This is a genomic window from Pseudomonas sp. UV AK001, from assembly GCF_046097675.1.
GTDB classification, from domain to species: domain Bacteria; phylum Pseudomonadota; class Gammaproteobacteria; order Pseudomonadales; family Pseudomonadaceae; genus Aquipseudomonas; species Aquipseudomonas kribbensis.
Genome location: NZ_JBJUVZ010000008.1, coordinates 36,605 through 60,906, shown reverse-complemented (window position 1 = coordinate 60,906; position 24,302 = coordinate 36,605). Strand labels below are relative to the sequence as shown.

The 24,302-nt window shown below is 62.4% G+C and carries 17 protein-coding genes; 12 read left to right on the top strand and 5 right to left on the bottom strand.

The features are described 5' to 3' along the window. Positions 1-81 precede the first annotated feature (81 nt). Both xdhC and guaD read left to right on the top strand, forming a co-directional pair. Positions 82-939: a xanthine dehydrogenase accessory protein XdhC gene (gene xdhC / locus ACKLNA_RS21010; protein WP_134826010.1), complete on the top strand. Its 858-nt coding sequence runs from the start codon at positions 82-84 to the stop codon at positions 937-939. A gap of 13 nt (positions 940-952) precedes the next feature. Then, positions 953-2,257: a guanine deaminase gene (gene guaD / locus ACKLNA_RS21005; protein WP_408986962.1), complete on the top strand. Its 1,305-nt coding sequence runs from the start codon at positions 953-955 to the stop codon at positions 2,255-2,257. Positions 2,258-2,326: 69 nt separating this feature from the next. On the opposite strand, the gene ACKLNA_RS21000 is transcribed toward guaD, so the two are convergent. Next, positions 2,327-3,091, bottom strand: coding sequence for a GntR family transcriptional regulator (locus ACKLNA_RS21000; RefSeq protein ID WP_064378756.1), 765 nt, complete (start codon positions 3,089-3,091; stop codon positions 2,327-2,329). A 224-nt stretch (positions 3,092-3,315) separates the two neighbouring features. Between ACKLNA_RS21000 and ACKLNA_RS20995 the strand changes: the two genes are divergently transcribed. Then, the gene (locus ACKLNA_RS20995; RefSeq protein WP_408986961.1) at positions 3,316-4,506 is read left to right on the top strand and encodes a benzoate/H(+) symporter BenE family transporter; all 1,191 of its coding nucleotides are present in this window, start codon (positions 3,316-3,318) and stop codon (positions 4,504-4,506) included. Positions 4,507-4,564: 58 nt separating this feature from the next. On the opposite strand, the gene ACKLNA_RS20990 is transcribed toward ACKLNA_RS20995, so the two are convergent. After that, on the bottom strand, positions 4,565-4,909 hold the full coding sequence (locus ACKLNA_RS20990) for a YggL family protein (RefSeq protein WP_085711916.1): 345 nt from the start codon (positions 4,907-4,909) through the stop codon (positions 4,565-4,567). 233 nt (positions 4,910-5,142) lie between these two features. Here ACKLNA_RS20990 and dacB point away from each other — a divergent pair, with 233 nt between their 5' ends. Then, positions 5,143-6,603, top strand: a complete 1,461-nt coding sequence (dacB, locus tag ACKLNA_RS20985) for a D-alanyl-D-alanine carboxypeptidase/D-alanyl-D-alanine-endopeptidase (protein ID WP_085711915.1) — start codon at positions 5,143-5,145, stop codon at positions 6,601-6,603. Positions 6,604-6,660: 57 nt separating this feature from the next. Here dacB and ACKLNA_RS20980 read toward each other — a convergent pair whose 3' ends face one another. Both ACKLNA_RS20980 and rlmKL read right to left on the bottom strand, forming a co-directional pair. After that, on the bottom strand, positions 6,661-9,045 hold the full coding sequence (locus ACKLNA_RS20980; RefSeq protein ID WP_408986960.1) for a diguanylate cyclase: 2,385 nt from the start codon (positions 9,043-9,045) through the stop codon (positions 6,661-6,663). Between the two features lie 144 nt (positions 9,046-9,189). Further along, the gene (rlmKL, locus tag ACKLNA_RS20975; RefSeq protein WP_408986959.1) at positions 9,190-11,460 is read right to left on the bottom strand and encodes a bifunctional 23S rRNA (guanine(2069)-N(7))-methyltransferase RlmK/23S rRNA (guanine(2445)-N(2))-methyltransferase RlmL; all 2,271 of its coding nucleotides are present in this window, start codon (positions 11,458-11,460) and stop codon (positions 9,190-9,192) included. A gap of 530 nt (positions 11,461-11,990) precedes the next feature. Here rlmKL and rmf point away from each other — a divergent pair. Then, the gene (gene rmf / locus ACKLNA_RS20970; protein WP_003223300.1) at positions 11,991-12,206 is read left to right on the top strand and encodes a ribosome modulation factor; all 216 of its coding nucleotides are present in this window, start codon (positions 11,991-11,993) and stop codon (positions 12,204-12,206) included. A gap of 138 nt (positions 12,207-12,344) precedes the next feature. Here the strand turns inward: rmf and ACKLNA_RS20965 are convergent, their stop codons facing one another. After that, positions 12,345-13,364 (bottom strand): quinone-dependent dihydroorotate dehydrogenase, encoded by a 1,020-nt coding sequence (locus ACKLNA_RS20965; RefSeq protein WP_408986958.1) that lies wholly within the window; start codon positions 13,362-13,364, stop codon positions 12,345-12,347. A gap of 221 nt (positions 13,365-13,585) precedes the next feature. Between ACKLNA_RS20965 and ACKLNA_RS20960 the strand changes: the two genes are divergently transcribed. From ACKLNA_RS20960 to ACKLNA_RS20930, 7 genes are all read left to right on the top strand, one after another. Continuing rightward, entirely contained in the window at positions 13,586-14,797 is a 1,212-nt protein-coding gene (locus tag ACKLNA_RS20960) for a CmpA/NrtA family ABC transporter substrate-binding protein (protein WP_408986957.1), read from the top strand. Between the two features lie 15 nt (positions 14,798-14,812). Next, positions 14,813-15,388, top strand: a complete 576-nt coding sequence (locus tag ACKLNA_RS20955; RefSeq protein ID WP_134826004.1) for an ANTAR domain-containing response regulator — start codon at positions 14,813-14,815, stop codon at positions 15,386-15,388. A gap of 221 nt (positions 15,389-15,609) precedes the next feature. Further along, complete coding sequence (locus ACKLNA_RS20950; RefSeq protein ID WP_408986956.1) at positions 15,610-16,821, top strand: nitrate/nitrite transporter; 1,212 nt, start codon at positions 15,610-15,612, stop codon at positions 16,819-16,821. Positions 16,822-16,828: 7 nt separating this feature from the next. Beyond that, positions 16,829-18,499 carry a protein kinase domain-containing protein gene (locus ACKLNA_RS20945; protein WP_408986955.1) on the top strand — a complete coding sequence of 557 codons (1,671 nt, stop codon included), beginning with the start codon at positions 16,829-16,831 and terminating at the stop codon, positions 18,497-18,499. 310 nt (positions 18,500-18,809) lie between these two features. Then, positions 18,810-21,263 (top strand): nitrite reductase large subunit NirB, encoded by a 2,454-nt coding sequence (nirB, locus tag ACKLNA_RS20940; RefSeq protein WP_408986954.1) that lies wholly within the window; start codon positions 18,810-18,812, stop codon positions 21,261-21,263. Continuing rightward, a complete protein-coding gene (gene nirD, locus ACKLNA_RS20935) occupies positions 21,260-21,577 on the top strand; it encodes a nitrite reductase small subunit NirD (protein WP_007951992.1) in 318 nt (105 codons plus the stop codon). Before nirB ends, nirD begins: the two co-directional genes overlap by 4 nt. Further along, positions 21,577-24,291, top strand: a complete 2,715-nt coding sequence (locus tag ACKLNA_RS20930; RefSeq protein ID WP_408986953.1) for a molybdopterin-dependent oxidoreductase — start codon at positions 21,577-21,579, stop codon at positions 24,289-24,291. The genes nirD and ACKLNA_RS20930 overlap by 1 nt, the downstream gene beginning before the upstream one ends. Positions 24,292-24,302 lie beyond the last annotated feature (11 nt).

Sequence of the window (24,302 nt, the reverse complement as noted above, 5' to 3'; positions counted from 1 at the left end):
ACATTTGGAATGCATTCCCTTGTGGGAGCGAGCTTGCTCGCGAAGAGGCCCGAACAGACAACGACAGATGTCGAGGTGAACATGTACAACTGGATCGACGCCCTCGCCGACCTGCAGAACCAGGGCGAGCCCTGCGTTCTGGTGACGATCATCGAAGAGCTCGGCTCGACGCCGCGCAATGCCGGCTCGAAAATGGTCGTCAGCGCCCGCCAGACGTTCGACACCATCGGTGGCGGGCACCTGGAATACAAAGCCATGCAGATCGCCCGCGAGATGCTCGCCAGCGGCAGGCAGGACACTCACCTTGAGCGCTTCAGCCTCGGCGCCAGCCTCGGCCAGTGCTGCGGTGGCGCCACGGTATTGCTGTTCGAGCCGATGGGCCAGGTGCAGGCGCAGATCGCCGTGTTCGGCGCCGGTCATGTGGGTCGCGCCTTGGTGCCGCTGCTCGCCAGCCTGCCCTGCCGGGTGCGCTGGATCGATTCCCGGGAAGAAGAATTTCCCGAACAGATTCCCCACGGCGTGCGTAAAATCGTCGCCGAAGAGCCTGTGGATGAAATCGACGACCTGCCCGCAGGCAGCTACTGCATCGTCATGACCCACAACCATCAGCTGGATCTGGAACTCACCGCCGCGATCCTCAAGCGCAACGACTTCACCTGGTTCGGCCTGATCGGTTCGAAGACCAAACGCGCCAAGTTCGAACATCGCCTGCGTGACCGTGGTTTCGACGCCAGTGTCGTGCAACGCATGCGCTGCCCGATGGGCATCAGCGAAGTCAAAGGCAAATTGCCTGTGGAAATCGCCATCTCCATCGCCGGCGAAATCATCGCCACCTATAACGCCAATTTCGGCCAGCACACCGCCAGCGCCGAACCGATTGCCAAACTGCTGCCGGTTTCGCGCCGCAGTCAGGCCGCCACACTCAAAGCCTCAAACTGATTAGAGAAATCTCATGCCTCTGACTCGCAAAGCCTACCGCGCCGCCATCCTGCACAGCATCGCCGACCCTGCCGAGGTCGGCATCGAAGCCTCCTACGAGTATTTCGAGGACGGCCTGCTGGTGGTCGATGGCGGCAAGATCAGCGCCCTCGGCCACGCCAGCGAACTGCTGCCGACCCTGCCGGCGGACATCGAGATCGTTCATCACAAGGATGCGCTGATCACCCCGGGTTTCATCGACACCCACATCCACCTGCCGCAGACCGGCATGGTCGGTGCCTACGGCGAGCAACTGCTCGACTGGCTGAACACCTACACCTTCCCGTGCGAAAGCCAGTTCGGTGACAAGGCCCACGCCGATGAAGTGGCGGACATTTTCATCAAGGAGCTGCTGCGCAACGGCACCACCACCGCACTCGTGTTCGGCAGCGTGCACCCGCAGTCGGTGAACTCGTTCTTCGAAGCGGCCGAGAAGCTCGATCTGCGGATGATCGCCGGCAAGGTGATGATGGACCGCAATGCGCCGGACTACCTGACCGACACCGCTGAATCCAGCTACGTCGACAGCAAGGCGCTGATCGAGCGCTGGCACGGTAAGGGTCGTCTGCACTATGCGGTCACCCCACGCTTCGCCCCGACCAGCACCCCGGAACAACTGACCCTCGCCGGCCAGTTGCTGACCGAATACCCGGATCTGTACATGCAGACCCACATCAGCGAAAACCTCAAGGAAATCGAGTGGGTCAAGGAGCTGTTCCCGGAGCGCAAGGGCTACCTCGACGTCTACGATCACTACAAGTTGCTCGGCGAGCGCTCGGTGTTCGCCCACGGCGTGCACCTGTGCGACGACGAATGTGCGCGTCTGGCGGAAACCGGTTCGGCGATTTCGTTCTGCCCGACCTCGAACTTCTTCCTCGGCAGCGGCCTGTTCAACCTGCCGATGGCCGAGAAGCACAAATTGAACGTCGGCCTCGGCACTGACGTGGGCGGAGGCACCAGTTTCTCGCTGCTGCAGACCCTGAACGAAGCCTACAAAGTGATGCAACTGCAAGGTGCGCGCCTGAGCCCGTTCAAGTCGCTGTACCTGGCCACCCTCGGCGGCGCGCGGGCGCTGCGCCTGGAAGACAAGATCGGCAACCTGCAGCCGGGGTCCGACGCCGACTTCCTGGTACTCGACTACAACGCCACGCCGCTGCTCAGCTACCGCCTGAAGCAGTCCAACAACATTGCCGAGACGTTGTTCGTGCTGATGACCCTGGGCGATGACCGCACCGTGGCCCAGACCTATGCGGCGGGTGCGCTGGTGCACCAGCGCTAGTTTTCTGCGGACAAAAAAATCCCCCGGCGGCGTTTACCCCGGGGGATTTTTATTGCCTGTCGATTCGCTTCAGAGCTTGGCCGCCGGCCGCCCCGGCTTCTTGGTTTGCAACAGATGCGAGAACACCGCATGCAGATCGTCGGACGCACTTTCCTCGTCGAGGTTTAGCTTGCTGTCGATGTGATCCATGTGATGCATCATCAGGTCCACCGCCAGCTCGCCGTTGCGCGCTTCGATGGCGTCGATCAACTGGGTGTGTTCGTCATAGGAACAGTGCGAGCGGTTGCCGCTTTCATATTGGGCGATGATCAGCGACGTCTGCGAAACCAGGCTGCGCTGGAAGCTGATCAACGGCGCGTTCTTCGCCGCTTCGGCCAGTTTCAGATGGAATTCGCCGGAGAGACGGATGCCGGCACCGCGATCGCCACGGGAGAAACTGTCGCGTTCGTCGTTGACCATCTGCCGCAGTTCGGCGATCTGCTCGGCGGTGGCGTGCTGCACCGCCAGTTCAGTGATCGCGCGCTCCACCAGACGCCGGGCGAGGAACACCTGACGCGCCTCTTCGACGCTCGGGCTGGCCACCACCGCGCCACGGTTCGGCCGCAACAGCACCACGCCTTCATGGGCCAGACGCGAGAGTGCGCGGCGAATGATGGTGCGGCTGACCCCGAAAATTTCCCCCAGCGCTTCTTCGCTCAACTTTGTACCGGGCGCCAGGCGTTGTTCGAGGATGGCCTCGAAGATATGCGCATAGACAATATCGTCCTGGGTTCCGCTGCGGCCGGCTTTGCCTGCTCGCGGTTGTTTCTTGAGGGGTTGCAACTGTTCGTTCATGGGCACTCGAGTCGGGAAGAGCGGCGGCGAATTGACCGTGACTGTAATACGGCACAGTGGGTCGCTGGCAAGTATCGCGTAAAAAACAGCGCGATTGTACACAATGGAAGGTGGCAACACGACTGTACGGCTATTTGTGACTTCGGCTGTATTGCAACGCATCGTTACGTTTGAGTTTAGGCTTAAACCCGAATTCCGTGGCTTGAACAAGGAACGCCGCCGTCATGACCGAAATCACCCACACCCGACTGCGCCCCTTCGCGGACACATCGCCCTCCGCCATCGTCGCCGGATTCATCGCGATGATGACCGGCTACACCAGTTCGCTGGTGCTGATGTTCCAGGCCGGGCAAGCCGCGGGCCTGACCAGCGGGCAGATTTCCTCGTGGATCTGGGCGATCTCCATCGGCATGGCGGTGTGCTCGATCGGCCTGTCACTGCGTTATCGCACGCCGATCACCATTGCCTGGTCGACACCCGGCGCAGCCCTGCTGATCACCAGCCTTGGCGGCGTCACCTACGGCGAAGCCATCGGCGCCTACATTACCTGCGCGTTGCTGGTGACGATCTGCGGTTTGACCGGCAGCTTCGAACGCCTGGTGAAAAAGATCCCGGCATCGCTGGCGGCCGCGTTGCTGGCGGGAATTCTGTTCAAGATCGGCAGCGAAATTTTCGTCGCCGCGCAGCACCGCACCGGGCTGGTACTGGGGATGTTCTTCACTTATCTGCTGGTCAAACGCCTGACGCCACGTTATGCGGTACTCGCCGCGCTGCTGATCGGCACGGCGCTGTCGGGCTTCATGGGGCTGCTGGATTTCAGCGGTTTTCATCTGGAAGTGGCGACGCCGGTCTGGACCACGCCGCACTTTTCTCTCGCCGCGACCATCAGCATCGGCATTCCGTTGTTTGTGGTGGCGATGACCTCGCAGAACATGCCCGGCGTCGCCGTGTTACGCGCCGATGGCTACAACGTCCCGGCCTCGCCCTTGATCACCACCACCGGCATCGCGTCACTGCTGCTAGCGCCGTTCGGCTCCCATGGCATCAACCTCGCAGCGATCAGCGCCGCGATCTGCACCGGCCCCCACGCCCACGAAGATCGCAATAAACGCTACACCGCCGCGGTGTGGTGCGGGATTTTCTACGGGATTGCCGGGGTGTTCGGCGCCACGCTGGCGGCGCTGTTTGCCGCGCTGCCCAAGGAGCTGGTGCTGTCGATTGCCGCGCTGGCGCTGTTCGGCTCGATCATCAATGGCTTGAGCATTGCCATGACCGAGGTGAAGGAACGGGAAGCGGCGCTGATCACTTTCATGGTCACGGCGTCAGGTCTGACGCTGTTTTCCATCGGTTCGGCGTTCTGGGGGATTGTTGCGGGGGTGTTGACCTTGCTGATCCTCAACTGGCGCAAGGCATGACTCGTTAAAAAGCAGGCATAAAAAAACGGCGACCCGAGGGTCGCCGTTTTTTTCAGTATCACTTGGCCGCGTTGATCGGCTTTTCCGGATACCAGACGTCCAGCAGCGGGCTGATTTCAGTAGTGGTCAGCTCGGAGCGGGTTTTCAGCCAGGCTTCAACGGCAGCGCGCTGCTCTTCGGAAACCGAGCCACGCTTCTGCAGGCAAACCAGACCGAAGTCTTCGCCGCCGACATAGCCCAGACCGTTGGCTTCCATGGCTTCTTTGATGAATGCTTCGAGGAAAGCGTCAATGGCTTCTTCGGACAGGTCTTCTTTGAAGCCCAGGTTCAGTTCGAAACCCAGCTCTTGAAATTCATCGACGCACAGTTTTTTGCGCAGACGCTGGGAACGGTTAGTCGCCATTGGAACAATCCTCTTAAGTAATAACGGCCGGCACTTTACCAGTTTAAGGCGGCGATTGCCCGCCTATCCGGGACGTGCGTACGACCGCCCGTAAAAAAATAACCAATTGGGCCCCTTGGGAAAGGCACAAGCTGTTACACCTTGGGGCATAATGCCGACACTTTCATGACCACTGAGGGCCTTTTCATCCATGTCCTCGTCTTTTTCCCCTCGGCTGTAGGGTTTTATTTCATATGATCAAATCGTTGCGTCCTCTGCTCCTGGCCGGCCTTCTTCTTCCCCTGGCCCTGCCCGTCTCCGCTGCCACCATCAACACGTCCCTGACCCCCAACGTCGAAAAAGCCCTCAAGGCCAGCAAGCTGCAGCCCACTGCCCTGTCGCTGGTGATGGTGCCGCTGGACGGCCCGGGCACGCCGACCGTGTACAACGCCGATGTGTCGGTCAACCCGGCCTCGACCATGAAACTGGTGACCACCTATGCGGCACTGGAAATGCTCGGCCCCAACCATCAGTGGAAAACCGAGTTCTACACCGACGGCGACCTGAGCGGCGGCATCCTCAACGGCAACCTGTACCTCAAGGGTGGCGGCGATCCGAAGCTGAACATGGAAAAACTCTGGCTGCTGATGCGCGACCTGCGCGCCAACGGCGTGACCCAGATCACCGGCGACCTGGTGCTGGACCGCAGCTTCTTCATTCAGCCGCAACTGCCGGAATTCAACGATGACGGCAACGACGAGAACAAGCCGTTCCTGGTCAAGCCGGACTCGCTGCTGGTCAACCTCAAGGCCCTGCGCTTCGTGGCCCGCAATGACAATGGCCGGGTGCTGATCTCGGTCGAACCGCCGATTGCCAGCATCAAGATCGAGAACACCGTCAAGGCGCTCAACTCCAAGCAATGCACCGGCGGCGTGCGCTACAACCCGGTGACGCAGGCCGATGGCAGCGTGACCGTGACCGTGGCCGGTCAGTTGGGTGAAGGCTGCAGCTCGCAGACTTATCTGTCGCTGCTCGACCACGCGACCTACACCGCCGGCGCCGTGCGGGCGATCTGGAAGGAACTGGGCGGCAGCATCCAGGGCAAGGACCGTCTGGCGCCGACGCCGAGCAACGCCAAGGTGCTGGCCCGTGCCTTCTCGCCGGATCTGGCGGAAATCATCCGCGACATCAACAAATACAGTAACAACACCATGGCCCAGCAGCTGTTCCTGAGCCTTGGCCAGAAATTCCGCAACGAAGCCGACGGCGATGACGCCAAGGCCGGGCAGCGCGTGGTCCGCCAGTGGCTGGCGAGAAAAGGCATCACCGCGCCGCATCTGGTGATGGAGAACGGTTCCGGTCTGTCCCGTGCCGAGCGGGTCAGCGCCCGGGAAATGGCCGCAATGCTGCAAGCCGCGTGGCACAGCCCTTACGCGGCCGAGTACATCAGCTCGCTGCCGATCGCCGGCATGGACGGCACCATGCGTAAACGCCTGAAGACCACCGCGATGCGCGGCGAAGCCCACGTCAAGACCGGCACCCTGAACACCGTGCGCGCCATCGCCGGCTTCAGCCGCGACGTGAACGGCAACACCTGGGCCGTGGTGGCGATCCTCAACGACAAGGCGCCGTTCGGTGCGTCGTCGGTGCTGGATCAGGTGCTGCTGGATCTCTACAAACAGCCGCGAGCGCCGCAGACCGCCTCGGTTCTGTAAGCACTCCAAAAAACACTGTGGGAGCGAGCTCCCACAGGTGTTCAGCGGCAAACCGGATCAGTGCATCTGCCGCTCGACCCGGTCCCGCCCGCCCTGCTTCGCCGCGTAAACCCCCGAATCCGCCCGCAACAACAGCGAGTCGGCGCCCTCTCCCGGCCGCCAGCTGGCAATCCCGAAACTCGCGGTCACCACACCGACCACATCCACCGGCGCCCCGCGCAAGCCTTGCCACAACTCCACGGCCAGCATGTACGCATGATCGCCGTCGATGTCCGGGCACAGCACCATGAACTCCTCACCACCCAGACGACAGAACACATCGGTACGCCGCAGCCGATGGCCGATGCGCTCGCACACCGCTTGCAACACCCGGTCGCCGACCGCGTGGCCGTACTGATCGTTGATCCGTTTGAAGTGGTCGATATCGAGCATGATCACCGACAGTTCGCCACCGCCACGCTCGACCCGGGCCATTTCGGTGGTCAGACGCTCCTGGAAATAGCGCCGGTTGTGAATGCCGGTCAGTGCATCGGTCACCGACAGTGCGCGCAGTTCTTCCTCCACGCGCTTCAGGTCGGAGATGTCCGAGATGTAGCCATGCCACAGCACGCCACCGCCCGGCAATTCCTCGGGCGTCGCTTCGCCGCGCACCCAGCGCAGGCCGCGCTCGGGCAATTGCACGCGGTACTCTTCACGCCACGGACTGAGGTTGTCCGCCGAGGCACGGATCGACTTGCGCACGCGGCTGACGTCCTGTGGGTGAATCCGGGTGAAGATTGATTCGGCATTGAGCAGCAACACATCCGGCTCCAGCTCGTAGATCTCGCGGATGCCGTCGCTGGCGTAGATCACGCTGAAGCGCCCGTCGAACTCCATCTTGAACTGATAGATGCCGCCGGGTACGTGGGCACTGAGTTTCTTCAGCAGAACGTCCCGCGCCGCCAGCGCTTCGTGTACGCGCTTGCGTTCAGTGATATCGATGCAGATCGCCAGGTGCCCGACCCACAGCCCCTGCTCGTCCAGCACCGGGGTGGCGAGCATGTTCACCGGCAGATGACTGCCGTCCTTGCGCACCAGTGTCCACTCCCGCGCCTCATGCCCGCCGACTTCACCGCCCTCCACCAGCATCGCCTGGCAGGTCGGAATGGCCTTGCCATAGCGGGCGCTCAGCTCCGCCGCACGGGTGATCAGCTCCCGGGGGAAATGCAGGTTTTCCAGGGTCATGTGGCCGACCACTTCGGCGCTGCGATAGCCGAGCATCTGCTCCGCGCCAGGGTTGTAGGTGTTGATCACCCCGCGCAGGTCGGTGGCGATGATCGCCACTTGAGTCGCCGCGTTGAGCACCCCGCGCAACTGGCCGTGGGTGCCCCGCAGTTCCTGCTCGCGCTCATGCAGTTCCTGGGTGCGCAACTCGACCATGCGCAATGCGCGCTGGCGCTGACTGACCAGCACATACAGCAGCGCACTGAGCAACAGGCTGAGCAAGCCACCCAGAATGACCACACTACCGACCGATGAATGGTTGGCCTGAAGAAAGGCCTCGCTGGGCGAGATATCGACCTGATAGTCATGATCGGCCATGCGCACCAGCCGGGTGGTCGACAGATCGCTGGGCGCCGGGTCATTGGTCGACTCGAACAGCACCTCGTGCTGCTCATTGGTCGACAGATCGAGAATTCGCACCGACAGGTAATCGTGCAGCGCGTCCGGCAGCCCGTCGGCAAGCAACTGGCGCATGCTGATCACCGCCATCACATAACCGAAGGACTTGGGCTCACCCTCGCGCCGCACCGGCGCCACCAGCAGTACGCCCCGCGCATAGGCCGGTTCGATACTGACCAGATGCATCGGCTGCGACACCGCCAGGCCGCCGAGCTGGTCGGCACGTTCCAGCGTCGAACGACGCAGCGGCTGGGCCAGCAAGTCATAGCCCAGCGGTGAACCGAGGCGGCTCTGAGTCTGGCTGTACACCACAACGACGTATTCATCCCGGGCGGCGGCCAGTTGCAGTTCACCGCGAGCATTGAGTTCGCGCACGCTGAAGGTGGTAATGCCTTCATCACGCACCCGTTGCTCGAACGCGGCACGCTCGGCACCGCTCACCCGCAAGGCGAACGAATAGGCCTGGGTGCGCAGTAATAAAGGTTGGGTGTAGCCGTCGAATTCGGCGCGGGACACCGATTCGGAGTTGGCGAAGAACCGGCGCAGGCCGTCGAGGCGTTGCTCCTGATCCTGAAAGCGTTCCTCGATGCGGCTGTAGCGCTCGTTGGCCAGCAGTTGAAAACGCTGGCGCAACTGGCTGTGAAACTGATTGAGGGTGGCCCAGGCCAGCAGCCCCGTGAGAATCCCGCCGGCGAGCAATACCAGCAGCGCGACCAGCCAGGCCGAGACTTCTTCGCTGATAAAACCCAGGATCTTGGGGCGCACGGGGTGCAACGACATATGGGCCACTCACTACGCCAGTACTTACGGGATAACCCCATTGGCCGTGAGTGAGTTATAGCTATTAGCCATTAATTTGGCTAGCTCTGATCGGATCCAAGAACCTTTAAAATCAAGGCTCTGTGGATCCAATTATGCAGAGCGTCAACGAGCCGTGATTTTCCAGGCGCGGTGGATCTTGCCGTTGCGGGCGAAATCCGGATCGATGGTGCTGGCGGTGATTTCCTCGACCGCATAACGCTCGGCCAGGTTGTCTTCCAGCTGGAACTTGCGGAAGTTGTTGGAGAAGTACAACACACCGCCGCTTGCCAGACGGGCCATTGCCAGGTCGATCAACTGTACCTGGTCACGCTGCACGTCGAAGATTCCTTCCATGCGCTTGGAGTTGGAGAAGGTCGGCGGGTCGATGAAGATCAGGTCGTACTCGTCCCGGCTGCTTTCCAGCCACGCCATCACATCGCCCTGCTCCAGACGGTTCTTGTCGGAGAAACCGTTGAGCGACAGGTTGCGGCGCGCCCAGTCGAGGTAGGTTTTCGACAGGTCGACGCTGGTGGTGCTGCGTGCACCGCCCTTGGCCGCGTGCACGCTGGCGGTCGCGGTGTAGCAGAACAGGTTGAGGAAGCGCTTGCCGGCCGCCTCTTTCTGGATCCGCATGCGCATCGGCCGGTGATCGAGGAACAGCCCGGTGTCGAGGTAGTCGGTGAGGTTCACCAGCAACTTCACGCCGCCCTCGGTGACTTCGTTGAACTTGCCCTGGGCCGCCTGACGTTCGTACTGCTTGGTGCCGCTCTGACGTTCGCGGCGCTTGACCACCACGCGGCTCTTGTCGATGTTCAGCGCCTGCGGAATGGCCGCCAGGGCGTCGAACATACGGATCGAGGCCTTTTCCGGGTCGATCGACTTCGGCGCGGCGTATTCCTGAACGTGCACCCAGTCGTGGTACAGGTCGATGGCCATGGCGTATTCCGGCATGTCCGCATCGTAGACGCGGTAGCAGTCGATGCCTTCGCGCTTGACCCACTTGCCCATCGCCTTGAGGTTCTTCTGCAGGCGGTTGGCAAACATCTGCCCGCCCTCGCTCAGGCGTGGCTGCTCGATCACCGGAGCCGGGGCCGGCGTCGGTTTGATCGGGTTACCGTTCTTGTTGTACTTGCGCTCTTGCGGCTCGTCCGGCGCCTGATCGTATGCAGCCTGCTCGCGCTCGGCCTGACGCTGCTCCGGGGTGCGACGCTCGCCGGTGACGAACTGGTCCGGCAGCACTTTGATCAACAGCAACTTGCACGGCAACGCGCCGTTCCAGAACGAATACTGTTTGTGGCTGCGGATGCCCATGCGCTTGCCCAGGTCCGGCGCGCCGGTGAATACCGCTGCTTCCCAGTTCAGGCAGGCCTGACGCAGACGCTCGCCAAGGTTCTGGTAGAGGTACAACAGGCTGGCTTCATCGCCCAGACGCTCGCCGTACGGCGGGTTGCAGATGACCAAACCTTTCTGGTTCTGGTCCGGACGCGGTTCGAACGTCGCGACTTCGCCCTGATAGATCTTGATCCACTCGCTCAGGCCGGCGCGTTCGACGTTGTTGCGGCCCGGCTGGATCAGTCGTGGGTCGGCTTCATAACCTCGGATCCACAGCGGTGGCTTGGCCAGACCGGCGGCGGCACGCTCGACGGCTTCTTCATGCAACTTCTTCCACAGCGCCGGGACGTGACCGAGCCACGCGGTGAAGCCCCACTGCTCGCGACGCAGGTTCGGCGCCATATCGGCGGCGATCATGCCGGCTTCCACCAGGAACGTGCCGACACCGCACATCGGGTCAGCCAGCGCGCCACCTTCGGCGGCAATGCGCGGCCAGCCGGAACGGATCAGGATCGCGGCTGCCAGGTTTTCCTTCAGCGGCGCAGCACCCTGCTGCAAGCGGTAGCCGCGCTGGTGCAGGCTGTGGCCGGAGAGGTCGAGGGACAGGATCGCTTCACCGCGATCCAGTCGCAGGTGAATGCGCAGGTCCGGGTTGAGCTTGTCGATGCTCGGGCGATCACCCTGCGGGGTGCGCAGTTTGTCGACGATGGCGTCCTTGACCTTCAAGGCGCCGAAGTGGGTGTTGTCGATGCCCGAACCGTGGCCGCTGAATTCAACGGCCAGGGTGCCGTCGGCGAGCATGTGGTCCTGCCAGTCGACGTCGAGTACGCCGTGGTACAGGTCTTCGGCGTTTTTCATCGGGAAGCGCTTGAGCACCAGCAACACGCGGTTGGCCAGACGCGACCAGAGGCACAGGCGATAAGCGGTTTCCATGGTCGCCATGCCACGCACGGCGGAGGTGTGCTCGCGGGCTTCTTCAAGGCCAAGCCCGACGGCTTCCTCGATGAGCAGGCCTTCAAGGCCTTTGGGGCAAGTGAGGAAGAGTTCGAAACGGTCGGACATGGTTTTTCCAGAGCCTTTGGCTAATGAACCGGCAACGCATTGCCGATCCGGTTTTCAATCAGGCGCTTTTCTACAAGAGCGCCCGCGTGGCACGAAGGTGTGCCGTTCCATCCCCGCTGCTCGGGTCAAAGGAGCTTAGATGCCGGGACAGATAAAAAAGTTGATGCAACAAAATGATTCAAAGCAACCCTTCGTCGAAAAGTACCCGACGGTAAACGTGGGTCATTCTCACTAAGGCATTAAACCTGTCATACAGCGCAGGGCCGATCATACCGGGGTTTGGTGAATAAACATTCATGAAACCTGCCGTTACTTATCGCCATAGCACCCTTTTCGTTACGTCCTTATGACAAAACGGTCATTCCCTCGATGTGACTCATTGGTTAGAACTGGACACAGGTTGACGTCGCAACGGCGTCAACACCTTGGCTCGCCACGCCGGCAGCGAGCCGCCAACGGCAGAGTTTTTCTGCCAGACCTCAATTGAGGTCGACGCGACAAAAACAGTCAACAAGTGAGGGAAACACCCTATGAGAAGACTTAAGCGTGATCCGTTGGAAAGAGCATTTTTGCGCGGATATCAATATGGCGTTGGTGGCAAATCCCGTGAGCTTTGCCCATTTACTCTACCGTCGGTACGTCAAGCCTGGATCAACGGCTGGCGAGAAGGACGCGGCGACAACTGGGACGGTATGACCGGCACTGCGGGAATCCACAGACTCAACGAACTTCACGCCGTCGGCTGACACAGGGCACTTATTCCGACACGACAATCTGATTTCGCAACACCCTGATCACCATGCACGTCCTTCCCGGACGGCGGGCTACGGCCCAGGGGCTCCTTCGAGGAGCCCTTTTTTATGCCTGCCTTTTTTGTCCGAAGATCAGCGCTTGGCCGCGATGGCGTCCACGGATTCACGGATCAGCGCCGGACCCTTGTAGATGAAGCCGGAGTAGATCTGCACCAGGCTCGCGCCGGCAGCGATCTTCTCGGCCGCATGCTTGCCTTCGGTGATGCCGCCCGCCGCGATGATCGGCAATTTGCCGCCCAGCTCGGACGCCAGCACTTTCACGGTGTGGGTGCTCTTCTCACGCACCGGCGCGCCGGACAGACCGCCCGCCTCGTCACCGTGCTCCATGCCTTCGACGCCCACACGGCTGAGGGTGGTGTTGGTGGCGATCACCGCGTCCATCCCGGTTTCGATCAGCGCTTGAGCGACCTGCGCGGTTTCTTCGTCGGTCATGTCCGGCGCGATCTTGATCGCCAGCGGAACATGTTTGCCGTGGCGCAGGGCCAGTTCGGCGCGGCGTGTGGCCAGATCTGCCAGCAATTGCTTGAGCGAATCGCCGAATTGCAGGCTGCGCAGGCCCGGAGTGTTCGGCGAACTGACGTTGACCGTGACGTAACTGGCGTGGGCGTAAACCTTGTCCAGGCAGATCAGGTAGTCATCCACCGCACGCTCGACCGGGGTGTCGAAGTTCTTGCCGATATTGATCCCCAGCACGCCCTTGTATTTGGCCGCCGCCACCCGCGACAGCAGGTTATCCACACCGAGGTTGTTGAAACCCATGCGGTTGATGATCGCCTCGGCTTCCGGCAGGCGGAAAATCCGTGGTTTCGGGTTGCCCGGCTGCGGACGCGGGGTCACGGTGCCGATTTCGACAAAACCGAAACCCAGTTGCGCGAAGCCGTCGATGGCCGCGCCGTTCTTGTCCAGACCGGCCGCCAGACCGACAGGGTTCGGGAACTGCAGGCCCATGACATTCACCGGCAGCGACGCCGGCGCCTTGCACAGCAAGCCGTTGAGGCCCAAACGCCCGCCCGCGCCGATCAGATCCAGCGACAGATCGTGGGAGGTTTCCGGGGAAAGTTTGAACAACAGCTGACGGGCCAGGGTGTACATGGGCGGCTATGACTCGGGCGGCGAAAAGAGGCGGCGATTATAGCCGGGCATCGCCCCGCCGCGCGAGGCGCATGCGCAAATCCGCTGCGCTGGCATATGCCTTGCACCTGCTCCTGCATCAGCCCGCAGGCCAATGACGGCAGGCGGGCAAGGACAATGGCGTCGTCACCGGGATTTGCCTCGACAAAGTCCGGGACGACGTTTTTTTTGAGGGTGGCTTCATGACTCAAACCTCCATCGGGCCACTGGCCTGGGTCAACGGCAGCGATGCCCCGGAAAAAAGCGCGATCAACCTCGGCTTCATGGCCCTGAGCGACTGCGCTTCGGTGGTGGTCGCCGCCACCCAGGGCTTTGCCCAGCCTTACGGCCTGACCCTGAACCTCAAGCGCCAGAGTTCCTGGGCCAACCTGCGGGACAACCTGGTCAGCGGCGAACTCGATGCCGCCCACAGTCTCTACGGCCTGATCTACGCGGTGCACCTGGGCATCGGCGGCGTTGCTTCCACCGACATGGCGGTGCTGATGGGTCTGAACCAGAACGGCCAGAGTCTCAACCTGTCCCACGGCTTGCAAGGGCTGGGCGTGACCGGTCCTGAGGCGCTGGACCGCCACGTGCACCAAACCCGCGCAAGGCTGACCTTTGCCCAGACCTTCCCCACCGGCACCCATGCCATGTGGCTGTATTACTGGCTGGCGAGCCAGGGCATCCATCCGTTGCAGGATGTCGACAGCGTGGTGGTGCCGCCGCCGCAAATGGTCGCGCACCTGCAGGCAGGTCGCATCGACGGCTTCTGCGTCGGCGAGCCGTGGGCCGCCAGCGCCGTACAGCAGGATCTCGGTTTCACCCTGGCCACCAGCCAGACCATCTGGCCCGATCACCCGGAAAAAGTCCTCGGCTGCACCCGCGCCTTCGTCGAGCAATACCCCAACACGGCCCGGGCGCTGGTGATGGCGATCCTCGAAGCCAGCCGTTTCATCGAAGAAAGCCCGGAAAACCGCCGCAGCACCGCGCAGCTGCTCAGCGCCGCCGAGTACCTCGACGCCCCGGTGTCCTGCATCGAACCACGCTTTCTCGGCGACTACGACGACGGTCTGGGCAATCGCTGGCAAGACCCGCACGCCCTGCGCTTTCACGGCGATGGCGCGGTGAACCTGCCGTATCTGTCGGACGGCATGTGGTTCATGACCCAGTTCCGCCGCTGGGGTTTGCTGCGCGACGACCCGGATTACCTCGCCGTCGCCCGTCAGGTGCAACAGCTGACGCTGTACCGCAACGCCGCCAGCGCAGTCGGTGTGCCGGTCGGCACCGAGGACATGCGCAGCAGCCAGTTGATCGACGGCAAGGTCTGGGACGGCAGCGACCCGGCCGCTTACGCGCAAAGTTTCAAGCTGCACGCGTTGAGCAACAACGCCCCTCTTCTCGCCCACCGCTGACAGGAGACCGCGAACATGCTGCGCATTCTGCTGATCAACGACACGGCGAAAAAAGTCGGCCGCCTGAAAGCCGCGCTGACCGAGGCCGGTTTCGAGGTCATCGACGAGTCCGGCCTGACCATCGACCTGCCGGCGCGCGTCGAAACGGTGCGCCCGGACGTGATCCTGATCGATACCGAGTCACCGGGCCGCGATGTGATGGAACAAGTGGTGCTGGTCAGCCGCGACCAGCCCCGGCCGATCGTGATGTTCACCGACGAGCACGACCCCGGTGTGATGCGTCAGGCGATCAAGTCCGGGGTCAGTGCCTACATCGTCGAAGGCATCCACGCACAACGCCTGCAGCCGATTCTCGACGTGGCCATGGCCCGCTTCGAAAGCGACCAGGCCCTGCGCGCCCAGCTTCAGGCCCGCGACCAGCAACTGGCCGAGCGCAAGCGCATCGAACTGGCCAAGGGTCTGCTGATGAAAATGAAGGACTGCAACGAAGAAGAGGCCTACACCCTGATGCGCCGCCAGGCCATGAGTCGCCAGCAGAAACTGATTCAGGTGGCGGAGCAGATTATTGCCATGAGCGAGTTGCTTGGCTGAGCTGGCACAAATCTCGCTAAGCAATCCCTACAGGTAACCAACGGCGGTTGCCCCACCCACGACAAAGACGTCGCTCGCCTTCTTCGCCCCTTTCGGCGATCCGGGTAGCGGCGTTTTTTGCGTTTTGGCCCCACTGACCGGGGCCGGTGGTGCGGCCGTGGCGGCGCCCCACTGTGCTGGTTCTGACTCCTTCCCGAGATTCTCTACCGCTGAGGTGCGCGATGAATAAAAGCTTCTGGAAATCCGGCCACACCCCGACCCTGTTCGCGGCCTTCCTGTATTTCGACCTGAGCTTCATGGTCTGGTATCTGCTCGGCCCGCTGGCGGTGCAGATTGCCGCCGACTTGCACCTGACCACCCAACAGCGCGGCCTGGTGGTGGCCACGCCGATTCTGGCCGGCGCGGTGCTGCGCTTTGCGATGGGCATGCTCGCCGATCGCCTGTCGCCGAAAACCGCTGGGCTGATCGGCCAAGTGATCGTGATCTGTGCGCTGTTCGGCGCCTGGAAGCTGGGCATTCACAGTTACGAACAGGCCCTGCTGCTTGGCCTGTTCCTCGGCATGGCCGGCGCTTCGTTCGCCGTAGCGCTGCCGCTGGCCTCGCAGTGGTATCCGCCCGAGCATCAGGGCAAGGCAATGGGCATCGCCGGTGCCGGCAATTCCGGCACCGTGTTCGCGGCACTGATCGCTCCGGTACTGGCAGCGGCGTTCGGCTGGAGCAATGTGTTCGGTTTCGCCCTGATCCCGCTGATCCTGACCCTGGTGCTGTTTGCCTGGCTGGCGAAAAACGCGCCGGAGCGACCAAAAGCCAAATCCATGGCCGATTACTTCAAGGCCCTGGGCGACCGCGACAGTTGGTGGTTCATGTTTTTCTACAGCGTCACCTTCGGCGGCTTCATCGGCCTGGCCAGCGCCCTGCCCGGCTACTTCAACGATCAATACGGCTTGAGCCCGGTCACCGCCGGTTACTACACCGCCGCCTGCGTGTTCGGCGGCAGCCTGATGCGACCGCTGGGCGGCGCGCTGGCCGACCGTTTCGGCGGAATTCGCACGCTGTTGGCGATGTACACGGTGGCCGCAGTTTGTATCGCAGCGGTCGGCTTCAACCTGCCGAGTTCCTACGCGGCGCTGGCACTTTTCGTCTTCACCATGCTCGGTCTCGGCGCAGGTAACGGCGCGGTGTTCCAACTGGTGCCGCAGCGCTTCCGCCGCGAGATCGGCGTGATGACCGGGCTGATCGGCATGGCCGGCGGCATCGGCGGTTTTGCTCTGGCGGCGGGCATGGGCGCGATCAAGCAGAGCACCGGCAGCTATCAACTGGCGCTGTGGTTGTTTGCCAGCCTTGGCGTGCTGGCGTGGTTCGGCCTGCACGGCGTCAAGCGTCGCTGGAGAACCACCTGGGGTTCGGCGGCCGTGACCGCCGCCCGGGTCTGAGGCCCGCATGGCCCTGCAACTGAGCTTCGCCGAAGCCAGCGCCACCGGCCCGCGCACGGAGAATCAGGACGCCTTGCGTCTGGTCACGCCTGCCCCGGCGCTGGCCGCCAGCAAAGGGTTTCTGTTTACCATCGCCGACGGCGTCAGCCAGTGCGCCGATGGCGGTCTGGCTGCGCGCTCGACCTTGCAGGCGCTGGCGCTGGACTACTACGCCACCCCGCAGACCTGGAGCGTGGCTCAGGCGCTGGATCGCCTGTTGCTTGCGCAAAACCGCTGGTTGCAGGCCAATGGCGGTGGCCAGCCGTTGCTCACCACCGTCAGCGCGCTGGTCCTGCGCGGCAGACGCTTCACGCTGGCGCATGTGGGGGATTGTCGGGTCTATCGCTGGCATGCCGACGCCCTGCAGCGGATCACCGAGGATCACGTCTGGGAGCAGCCGGGCATGCAGCACGTGCTCAAGCGTGCACTGGGCCTGGATCAGCATCTGGTGCTGGATTTTCTCGACGGCGAGCTGCGTGAGGGCGAAAGCTTCGTGCTGCTCAGCGACGGTGTCTGGGCCGCGCTCGGCGACACGGCCATCGCCGGCATCCTGCGTGATCAACCGGATTTGCACAGTGCGGCACAAACGTTGGTCAAAGCTGCGCATCTGGCCGGCGGTCAGGACAACGCCAGCGCCCTGCTGGTGCGTGTGGATGCCGTGGGGGAAGCGAGCATCGGCGATGCGCTGATTCAGTTGCAGCAATGGCCGCTGCCCCCGACGCTCAAACCGGGCCAGAACTTCGAGGGTTGGCAGGTGCAAGGCAGCGTCGGCCAGAGCCAGCAATCGCTGCTGTATCGCGTCCTCGACAACCAAGGCCAGGCGTGGCTGTTGAAGACCTTGCCCACACGGCTGGCGGACGATGCCCACGCAGGTCAGGCCTTGCTGGCGGAGGAATGGTTTCTCAAACGCGTGGCCGGGCGACATTTCCCTGAAGTCCATGGCGCCAGTCAGCGTCAGCATTTGTACTACGTGATGCGTGAATATTCGGGAATTACATTGGCGCAGTTGTTCGAGCGAGCCGGCCCACTGCGGCTGGCTCAGTGGCAGGACGTGGCTGAACGCCTGTTGCGGGCCGTCGGCCTGCTGCACCGGCGGCAGATTCTGCACCGCGACATCAAACCGGAGAACCTGCTGCTGGGGGACGACGGCGAGTTGCGATTGCTGGATTTCGGTCTGGCGTATTGCCCCGGTCTTTCGCAAGACACGCCGTCGACACTGCCGGGAACCCCGAGCTACATCGCCCCGGAGTCCTTTCGGGGTGATACACCCGAGGCTCGTCAGGATCTGTATGCGGTGGGCGTGACGTTATATTTCCTGCTCACCGGGCACTATCCCTACGGTGAGATCGAAGCGTTTCAGCGTCCGCGTTTCGGCGTGCCGGTGAGTGCGGCGCGTTATCGGCCGGATCTGCCGGAATGGCTGGCGCAGTGTCTGGAGCGCGGTGTGGCGGCCGATCCTTTGCAACGCTATGAAACCGCCGAGGAATGGTTGCTGACGCTGGAACAGGGTGAGCGCCGCAGCCTGAATGTACGCCCTCGCCCCTTGCTCGAACGGGAGCCGCTGAAGGTCTGGCGGACATTGGCATTGCTGGCGTTGCTGGGCAATCTGGTGCTGATGTTTCTGTTGTTTCATGGCTGACTCGTCGCTCCATTAGCGGGCAAGCCGCATCCAATCGGTGCAAAAACCACAATGACTCTCCGGCCTATTTCTGCGCCACCTCAATGAATTCAAGGCTCAGCGCGACTTGGCACAACCACTGCATTATCGTGTTCAACTGACATAAAGCCCGACCTTCAACGACGAAGGCCAGGCTTCCCGAGAGAACGGGACAAGGACAAAGGCGTCCTCGCTAGATCACTAGCGGGACGCCTTTTTTGTTTGCGCCATTTTTGTCGAGCAAGGCCTGACTGCCCACAAGAGGCAAGCCCGAAGCTCCCCGGAGAACCTGATGAAAAAACTCAAACTGGTGATGATCGGCAATGGCATGGCCGGGGTTCGCACCCTGGAAGAACTGCTCAAGCTGAGCAACGAGCTGTACGACATCACAGTCTTCGGCGCCGAACCCCACACCAACTACAACCGCATCCTGCTGTCACCGGTACTGGCCGGTGAGCAGACCTTCGAAGAGATCGTGCTCAACGACCTCGACTGGTACCTGGAAAACGGCATCAAATTGCTGCTCAACCGCAAAGTGGTGGAGATCGACCGGGTCAAGCGCCGGGTGATCGCCGAGGACGGCACCGAAGCCGAATACGATCGCCTGTTGATCGCCACCGGTTCGACCCCGTTCATCCTGCCGATCCCCGGCAACACCTTGCAGGGCGTGATCGGTTACCGCGACATCGCCGACACCCAGGCCATGATCGACACCGCCAAAACCTACAGGCACGCCGTGGTGATCGGCGGCGGCCTGCTCGGCCTCGAAGCGGCCAACGGCCTGATGCTGCGCGGCATGCACGTCACCGTGGTGCACCTCGGTGAATGGCTGCTGGAGCGGCAACTGGACAAGACCAGCGGCCAGCTCCTGCAAACCGCCCTCGAATCCCGTGGCCTGCACTTTCGTCTGTGCGAACAGACCCAGGCCCTGCACGACGCCGGCAACGGCCGGGTCGGCTCGGTGCAATTCAAGAACGGCGACATCATCCCTGCCGATCTCGTCGTCATGGCCGCCGGTATCCGCCCCAATACCGAACTCGCGGAAAAGGCCGGCATCCCGTGCAATCGCGGAATTCTGGTCAACGACACTCTGCAGACCTACGACCCGCGCATCTATGCCATCGGCGAATGCGCCAGCCATCGTGGAATCGCCTACGGTCTGGTCGCGCCACTGTTCGAACAGGCCAAAGTCTGCGCCAACCACCTGGCGCAACTGGGTTTTGCCCGTTATCAGGGCTCGGTGACTTCGACCAAATTGAAAGTCACCGGCATCGACCTGTTTTCCGCCGGCGACTTCATGGGTGGCGAAGGCACCGAAACCATCACCCTCTCCGACCCGATCGGCGGGGTGTACAAGAAACTGGTGATCAAGGATGACGTGCTGGTCGGCGCCTGTCTGTACGGCGATACGGCAGATGGCGGTTGGTATTTCCGGCAGATTCGTGAGAATCACGCCATCGGCGAGATCCGCGATCACCTCATGTTTGGTGAAAACGCTTTGGGCGACGTAGGACATCAGGGCCAGGACAACGCCATGAGCATGGCCGACAACGCCGAAGTCTGCGGCTGCAACGGCGTGTGCAAGGGCACCATCGTCAAGGCGATTCAGGAACACGGGCTGTTCAGCGTCGACGAAGTGAAGAAACACACCAAGGCCGCCAGCTCCTGCGGCTCCTGCGCCGGGCTGGTCGAGCAGATCCTGATCAACACCGTCGGCGGTGCGGCGGACGTCAAACCGAAAAGCGAAAAAGCCATCTGCGGTTGCAGCGACCTCAACCACGGCCAGATCCGCCAGGCCATCCGCGAGCAGCATCTGCTGACCATCGCCGGCACCATGAGCTACCTCAACTGGCGCACCCCGAACGGCTGCGCCACCTGCCGCCCGGCCCTCAACTACTACCTGATTTCCACTTGGCCCGGCGAAGCCAAGGACGATCCGCAGTCGCGCCTGATCAACGAGCGGGCCCACGCCAACATCCAGAAGGACGGCACCTACTCGGTGGTGCCACGGATGTGGGGCGGCGTGACCAACCCCTCGGAACTGCGGCGGATCGCCGACGTGGCGGACAAATACCAGGTGCCGATGGTCAAGGTCACTGGCGGCCAGCGTATCGACCTGCTAGGGATCAAGAAGCAGGACCTGCCCGGTGTGTGGAAAGACCTCGACATGCCGTCCGGCCACGCCTACGGAAAATCCATCCGCACCGTGAAAACCTGCGTCGGCAGCGAGTTCTGCCGCTTCGGCACGCAGAATTCGACCCAGTTGGGCATCGACCTCGAACACGACCTGTTCAACATGTGGTCGCCGCACAAAGTGAAGCTGGCGGTCTCCGGATGTCCTCGCAACTGCTCGGAAGCGGGGATCAAGGACGTAGGAATCATCGGCGTCGATTCCGGTTGGGAGATGTACATCGGTGGCAACGGCGGGATCAAGACCGAAGTCGCCGAGTTCTTCGTCAAGCTCAAGACTGCCGAGGAAATCCGCGAATACAACGGCGCATTCCTGCAGCTGTACCGCGAAGAAGCTTTCTACCTCGAACGCACCGTGCACTACCTGCAGCGGGTCGGCATGGAGCACATCAAGAAAGCCGTGCTGGAAGATCCCGAGCGCCGCAAGGCCCTGAACGAACGCCTGCAATTTTCCCTGTCGTTCGAACAGGACCCGTGGAAAGAACGCCTCGCCCAGCCGCAACTGAAGAAAGAGTTCGACGTGATCCCCGTGAAAAACCTGGAGGTGCCGGCATGAACTGGCTCGATATCTGTGCCCTGGAAGAGATCAATGCCCTCGGTTCGCGGATCATTGCCGGGCCCAAAGGTGACATCGCGATCTTTCGCACAAGCGACGACGAAGTTTTCGCACTCGACGACCGCTGCCCGCACAAGGGCGGCCCGCTGTCCCAAGGACTGATCTACGGCAAGCGCGTGGCCTGCCCGCTGCACAACTGGCAGATCGACCTGCAATCCGGCGAAGCCCAGGCACCGGACGTCGGTTGCGCGCATCATCACCCGGCCCGGGTCGAAAACGGCCGCGTGCAACTGGCCCTGCGGGACGCCGTCTGATGAACCGCCAGACGACCGCCTCGACCTGCTGTTATTGCGGCGTCGGCTGCGGCGTGCTGATCGAGCATGACGGCGAGCGCATCCTCGGCGTCAGCGGCGATCCGGCGCATCCGGCCAACTTCGGCAAACTGTGCAGCAAGGGCTCGACCCTGCACCTGACCGGCGATCTGGCGGCGCGGGCGTTGTACCCGGAATTGCGCCTGGGCAAAGGCCTTGCGCGCAGCCGCTGCGACTGGGACACCGCGCTGGAACACGCCGCCAACGTGTTCGCCGAAACCATCGCCGAACACGGCCCGGACAGCGTGGCGTTCTACATCTCCGGGCAATTGCTGACCGAGGACTACTACGCCTTCAACAAACTGGCGCGGGCGCTGGTCGGCACCAACAACATCGACAGTAATTCGCGGCTGTGCATGTCTTCGGCGGTGGTCGGCTACAAGCGCAGCCTCGGCGCCGACGCACCACCGTGCAGCTACGAGGACCTGGAGCTGAGCGATTGCGTGATGATCGTCGGCAGTAACATGGCCTACGCCCACCCGGTACTGTTTCGTCGGCTCGAAGAGGCCAAATCCCGCCGTCCGCAGATGAAAGTCATCGTCATCGACCCACGGCGCACCGACACCTGTGATCTCGCCGACCTGCATCTGGCGATTCTGCCGGGCACCGATGTCGCTTTGTTCCATGGGATCTTGCATCTGCTGTTGTGGGAAGACTGGATCGACCGCGACTTCATCAAGGCCCACACCGAAGGCCTCGCCGAGCTGAAAAGCCTGGTGCGCGATTACACGCCGGCCATGGTTTCGCAGCTGTGCGGGATCAGCGTCGATCAGTTGCAGCAATGCGCCGAGTGGATCGGCACCGCGCCGAGTTTTCTGTCGCTGTGGTGCATGGGGTTGAACCAGTCCACCGCCGGCAGCGCGAAGAACAGCGCCCTGATCAACCTGCACCTGGCCACCGGGCAAATCGGCCGACCCGGTGCAGGACCTTTCTCCCTGACCGGTCAGCCGAATGCCATGGGCGGGCGGGAAACCGGCAGCCTCTCCAACCTGTTGCCCGGTCATCGTGAGGCTGCCAACCCGGAGCACCGCGCAGAAGTGGCGGCGTATTGGGGCGTGGATTCGCTGCCGGAAAACACCGGCCTCAGTGCCATCGAACTGTTTGAGCAAGTGCGCAACGGCAAGATCAAGGCGTTGTGGATTGCCTGCACCAACCCGGCGCAATCGATGCCGGACCAGAACGCCGTGCGCGCAGCGCTGGACGCCTGCCCGTTCGTGGTGTTGCAGGAAGCGTTTCGCACCACCGAAACCGCAGCGTTTGCCGACCTGCTGTTGCCGGCGGCCAGTTGGGGCGAGAAGGAAGGCTCGGTGACCAACTCCGAACGGCGCATTTCCCACGTCCGCAAAGCCATTGCCGCACCGGGTGAAGCGCGACCGGACTGGGCGATCACGGTGGATTTCGCACAACGACTGGAGAAACGTCTGCGTCCACAACAGCCGAGCCTGTTTGCGTTTGATCGCCCCGCGCAGTTGTTCGATGAATTCAAGGTACTGACCCGTGGCCGCGATCTGGACTTGTCCGGCATCAGCCATGAATTGCTCGACGCAATCGGCCCGCAACAATGGCCGTTTCCTGAGGGAGCCCGACACGGCACGCCACGGCTGTACTGCGATGGCATATTTCCTACGGTCAGTGGTCGCGCACAGTTCGTTGCCGATCCTTATCGTGCAGCCAAGGAGCAACGGGACGCGCGCTTTCCGTTGACGCTGATCACCGGTCGCCTGCGTGATCAATGGCACGGTATGAGCCGCACCGGCACAGCGGCGCAGTTGTTCGGGCATGTCAGTGAAGCCGTGCTGAGTCTGCACCCGGACGAATTGCGCCGGCACCGCTTGCAGCCGGGGGATCTGGTGAATCTGAAAAGTCGCCGTGGCGCAGTGGTTGTGGCGGTCGGCAGCGATGACAGTGTGCGTCCGGGCCAGGCCTTTCTACCGATGCACTGGGGTGACCGTTTTCTCAAGGGCGGCGTGAATTGCCTGATCCTGCCCGCTTTCGATTCCCTGTCCAAACAACCGGAACTCAAGCACAGCGGTGTACGCCTGGAACCGGTGAATTTGCCCTGGCAGCTTTTCGCACTGATCGAGGGCGATGTCCAACGGCACTTCGAGGCGCTTCGACCGCTGTGTGAGGCGTTTTCCTACGTCAGCCTCAGCCTTGTCGGTCGCGAGCGTCCGGCGTTGCTGATACGCGCTGCCAGCGCCGCCGCGCCCGATCCGCAATTGCTGCGCGAAATCGACCAATGCCTGGCCCTGATCGACGGTCCGGTACTGGCCTATGACGATCCGCGCCGGGCCATCGGCAAACGGGTACGCATTGAGAGCGGGCGAATCACGGCGATCCGCCTCGCTGGCGAGACACTCGCCCAGCATTGGCTGCAAGGCCTGTGGCTGGAGGGCCGCGCAGACGAACAATTGCGGCGCTGGCTGCTGGCGCCGATGAGCGCGCCGCCGGGCAATGCCGGCGTGCAAAGTGTTGCCGACAAGACCTTGTGCAATTGCAAAAACGTAAGCCATAGCGCGGTCTGCGCCGGGATTCGTGAAGGTCTGGATTTGCAGGGTTTGAAAAACACACTGGGTTGCGGCACGCAATGCGGCTCCTGCGTCCCGGAAATCAAGCGTTTGCTGGCCGCCGAAGCACGGCCGGTCGCCGTTATCTGAAGAGGAAAACA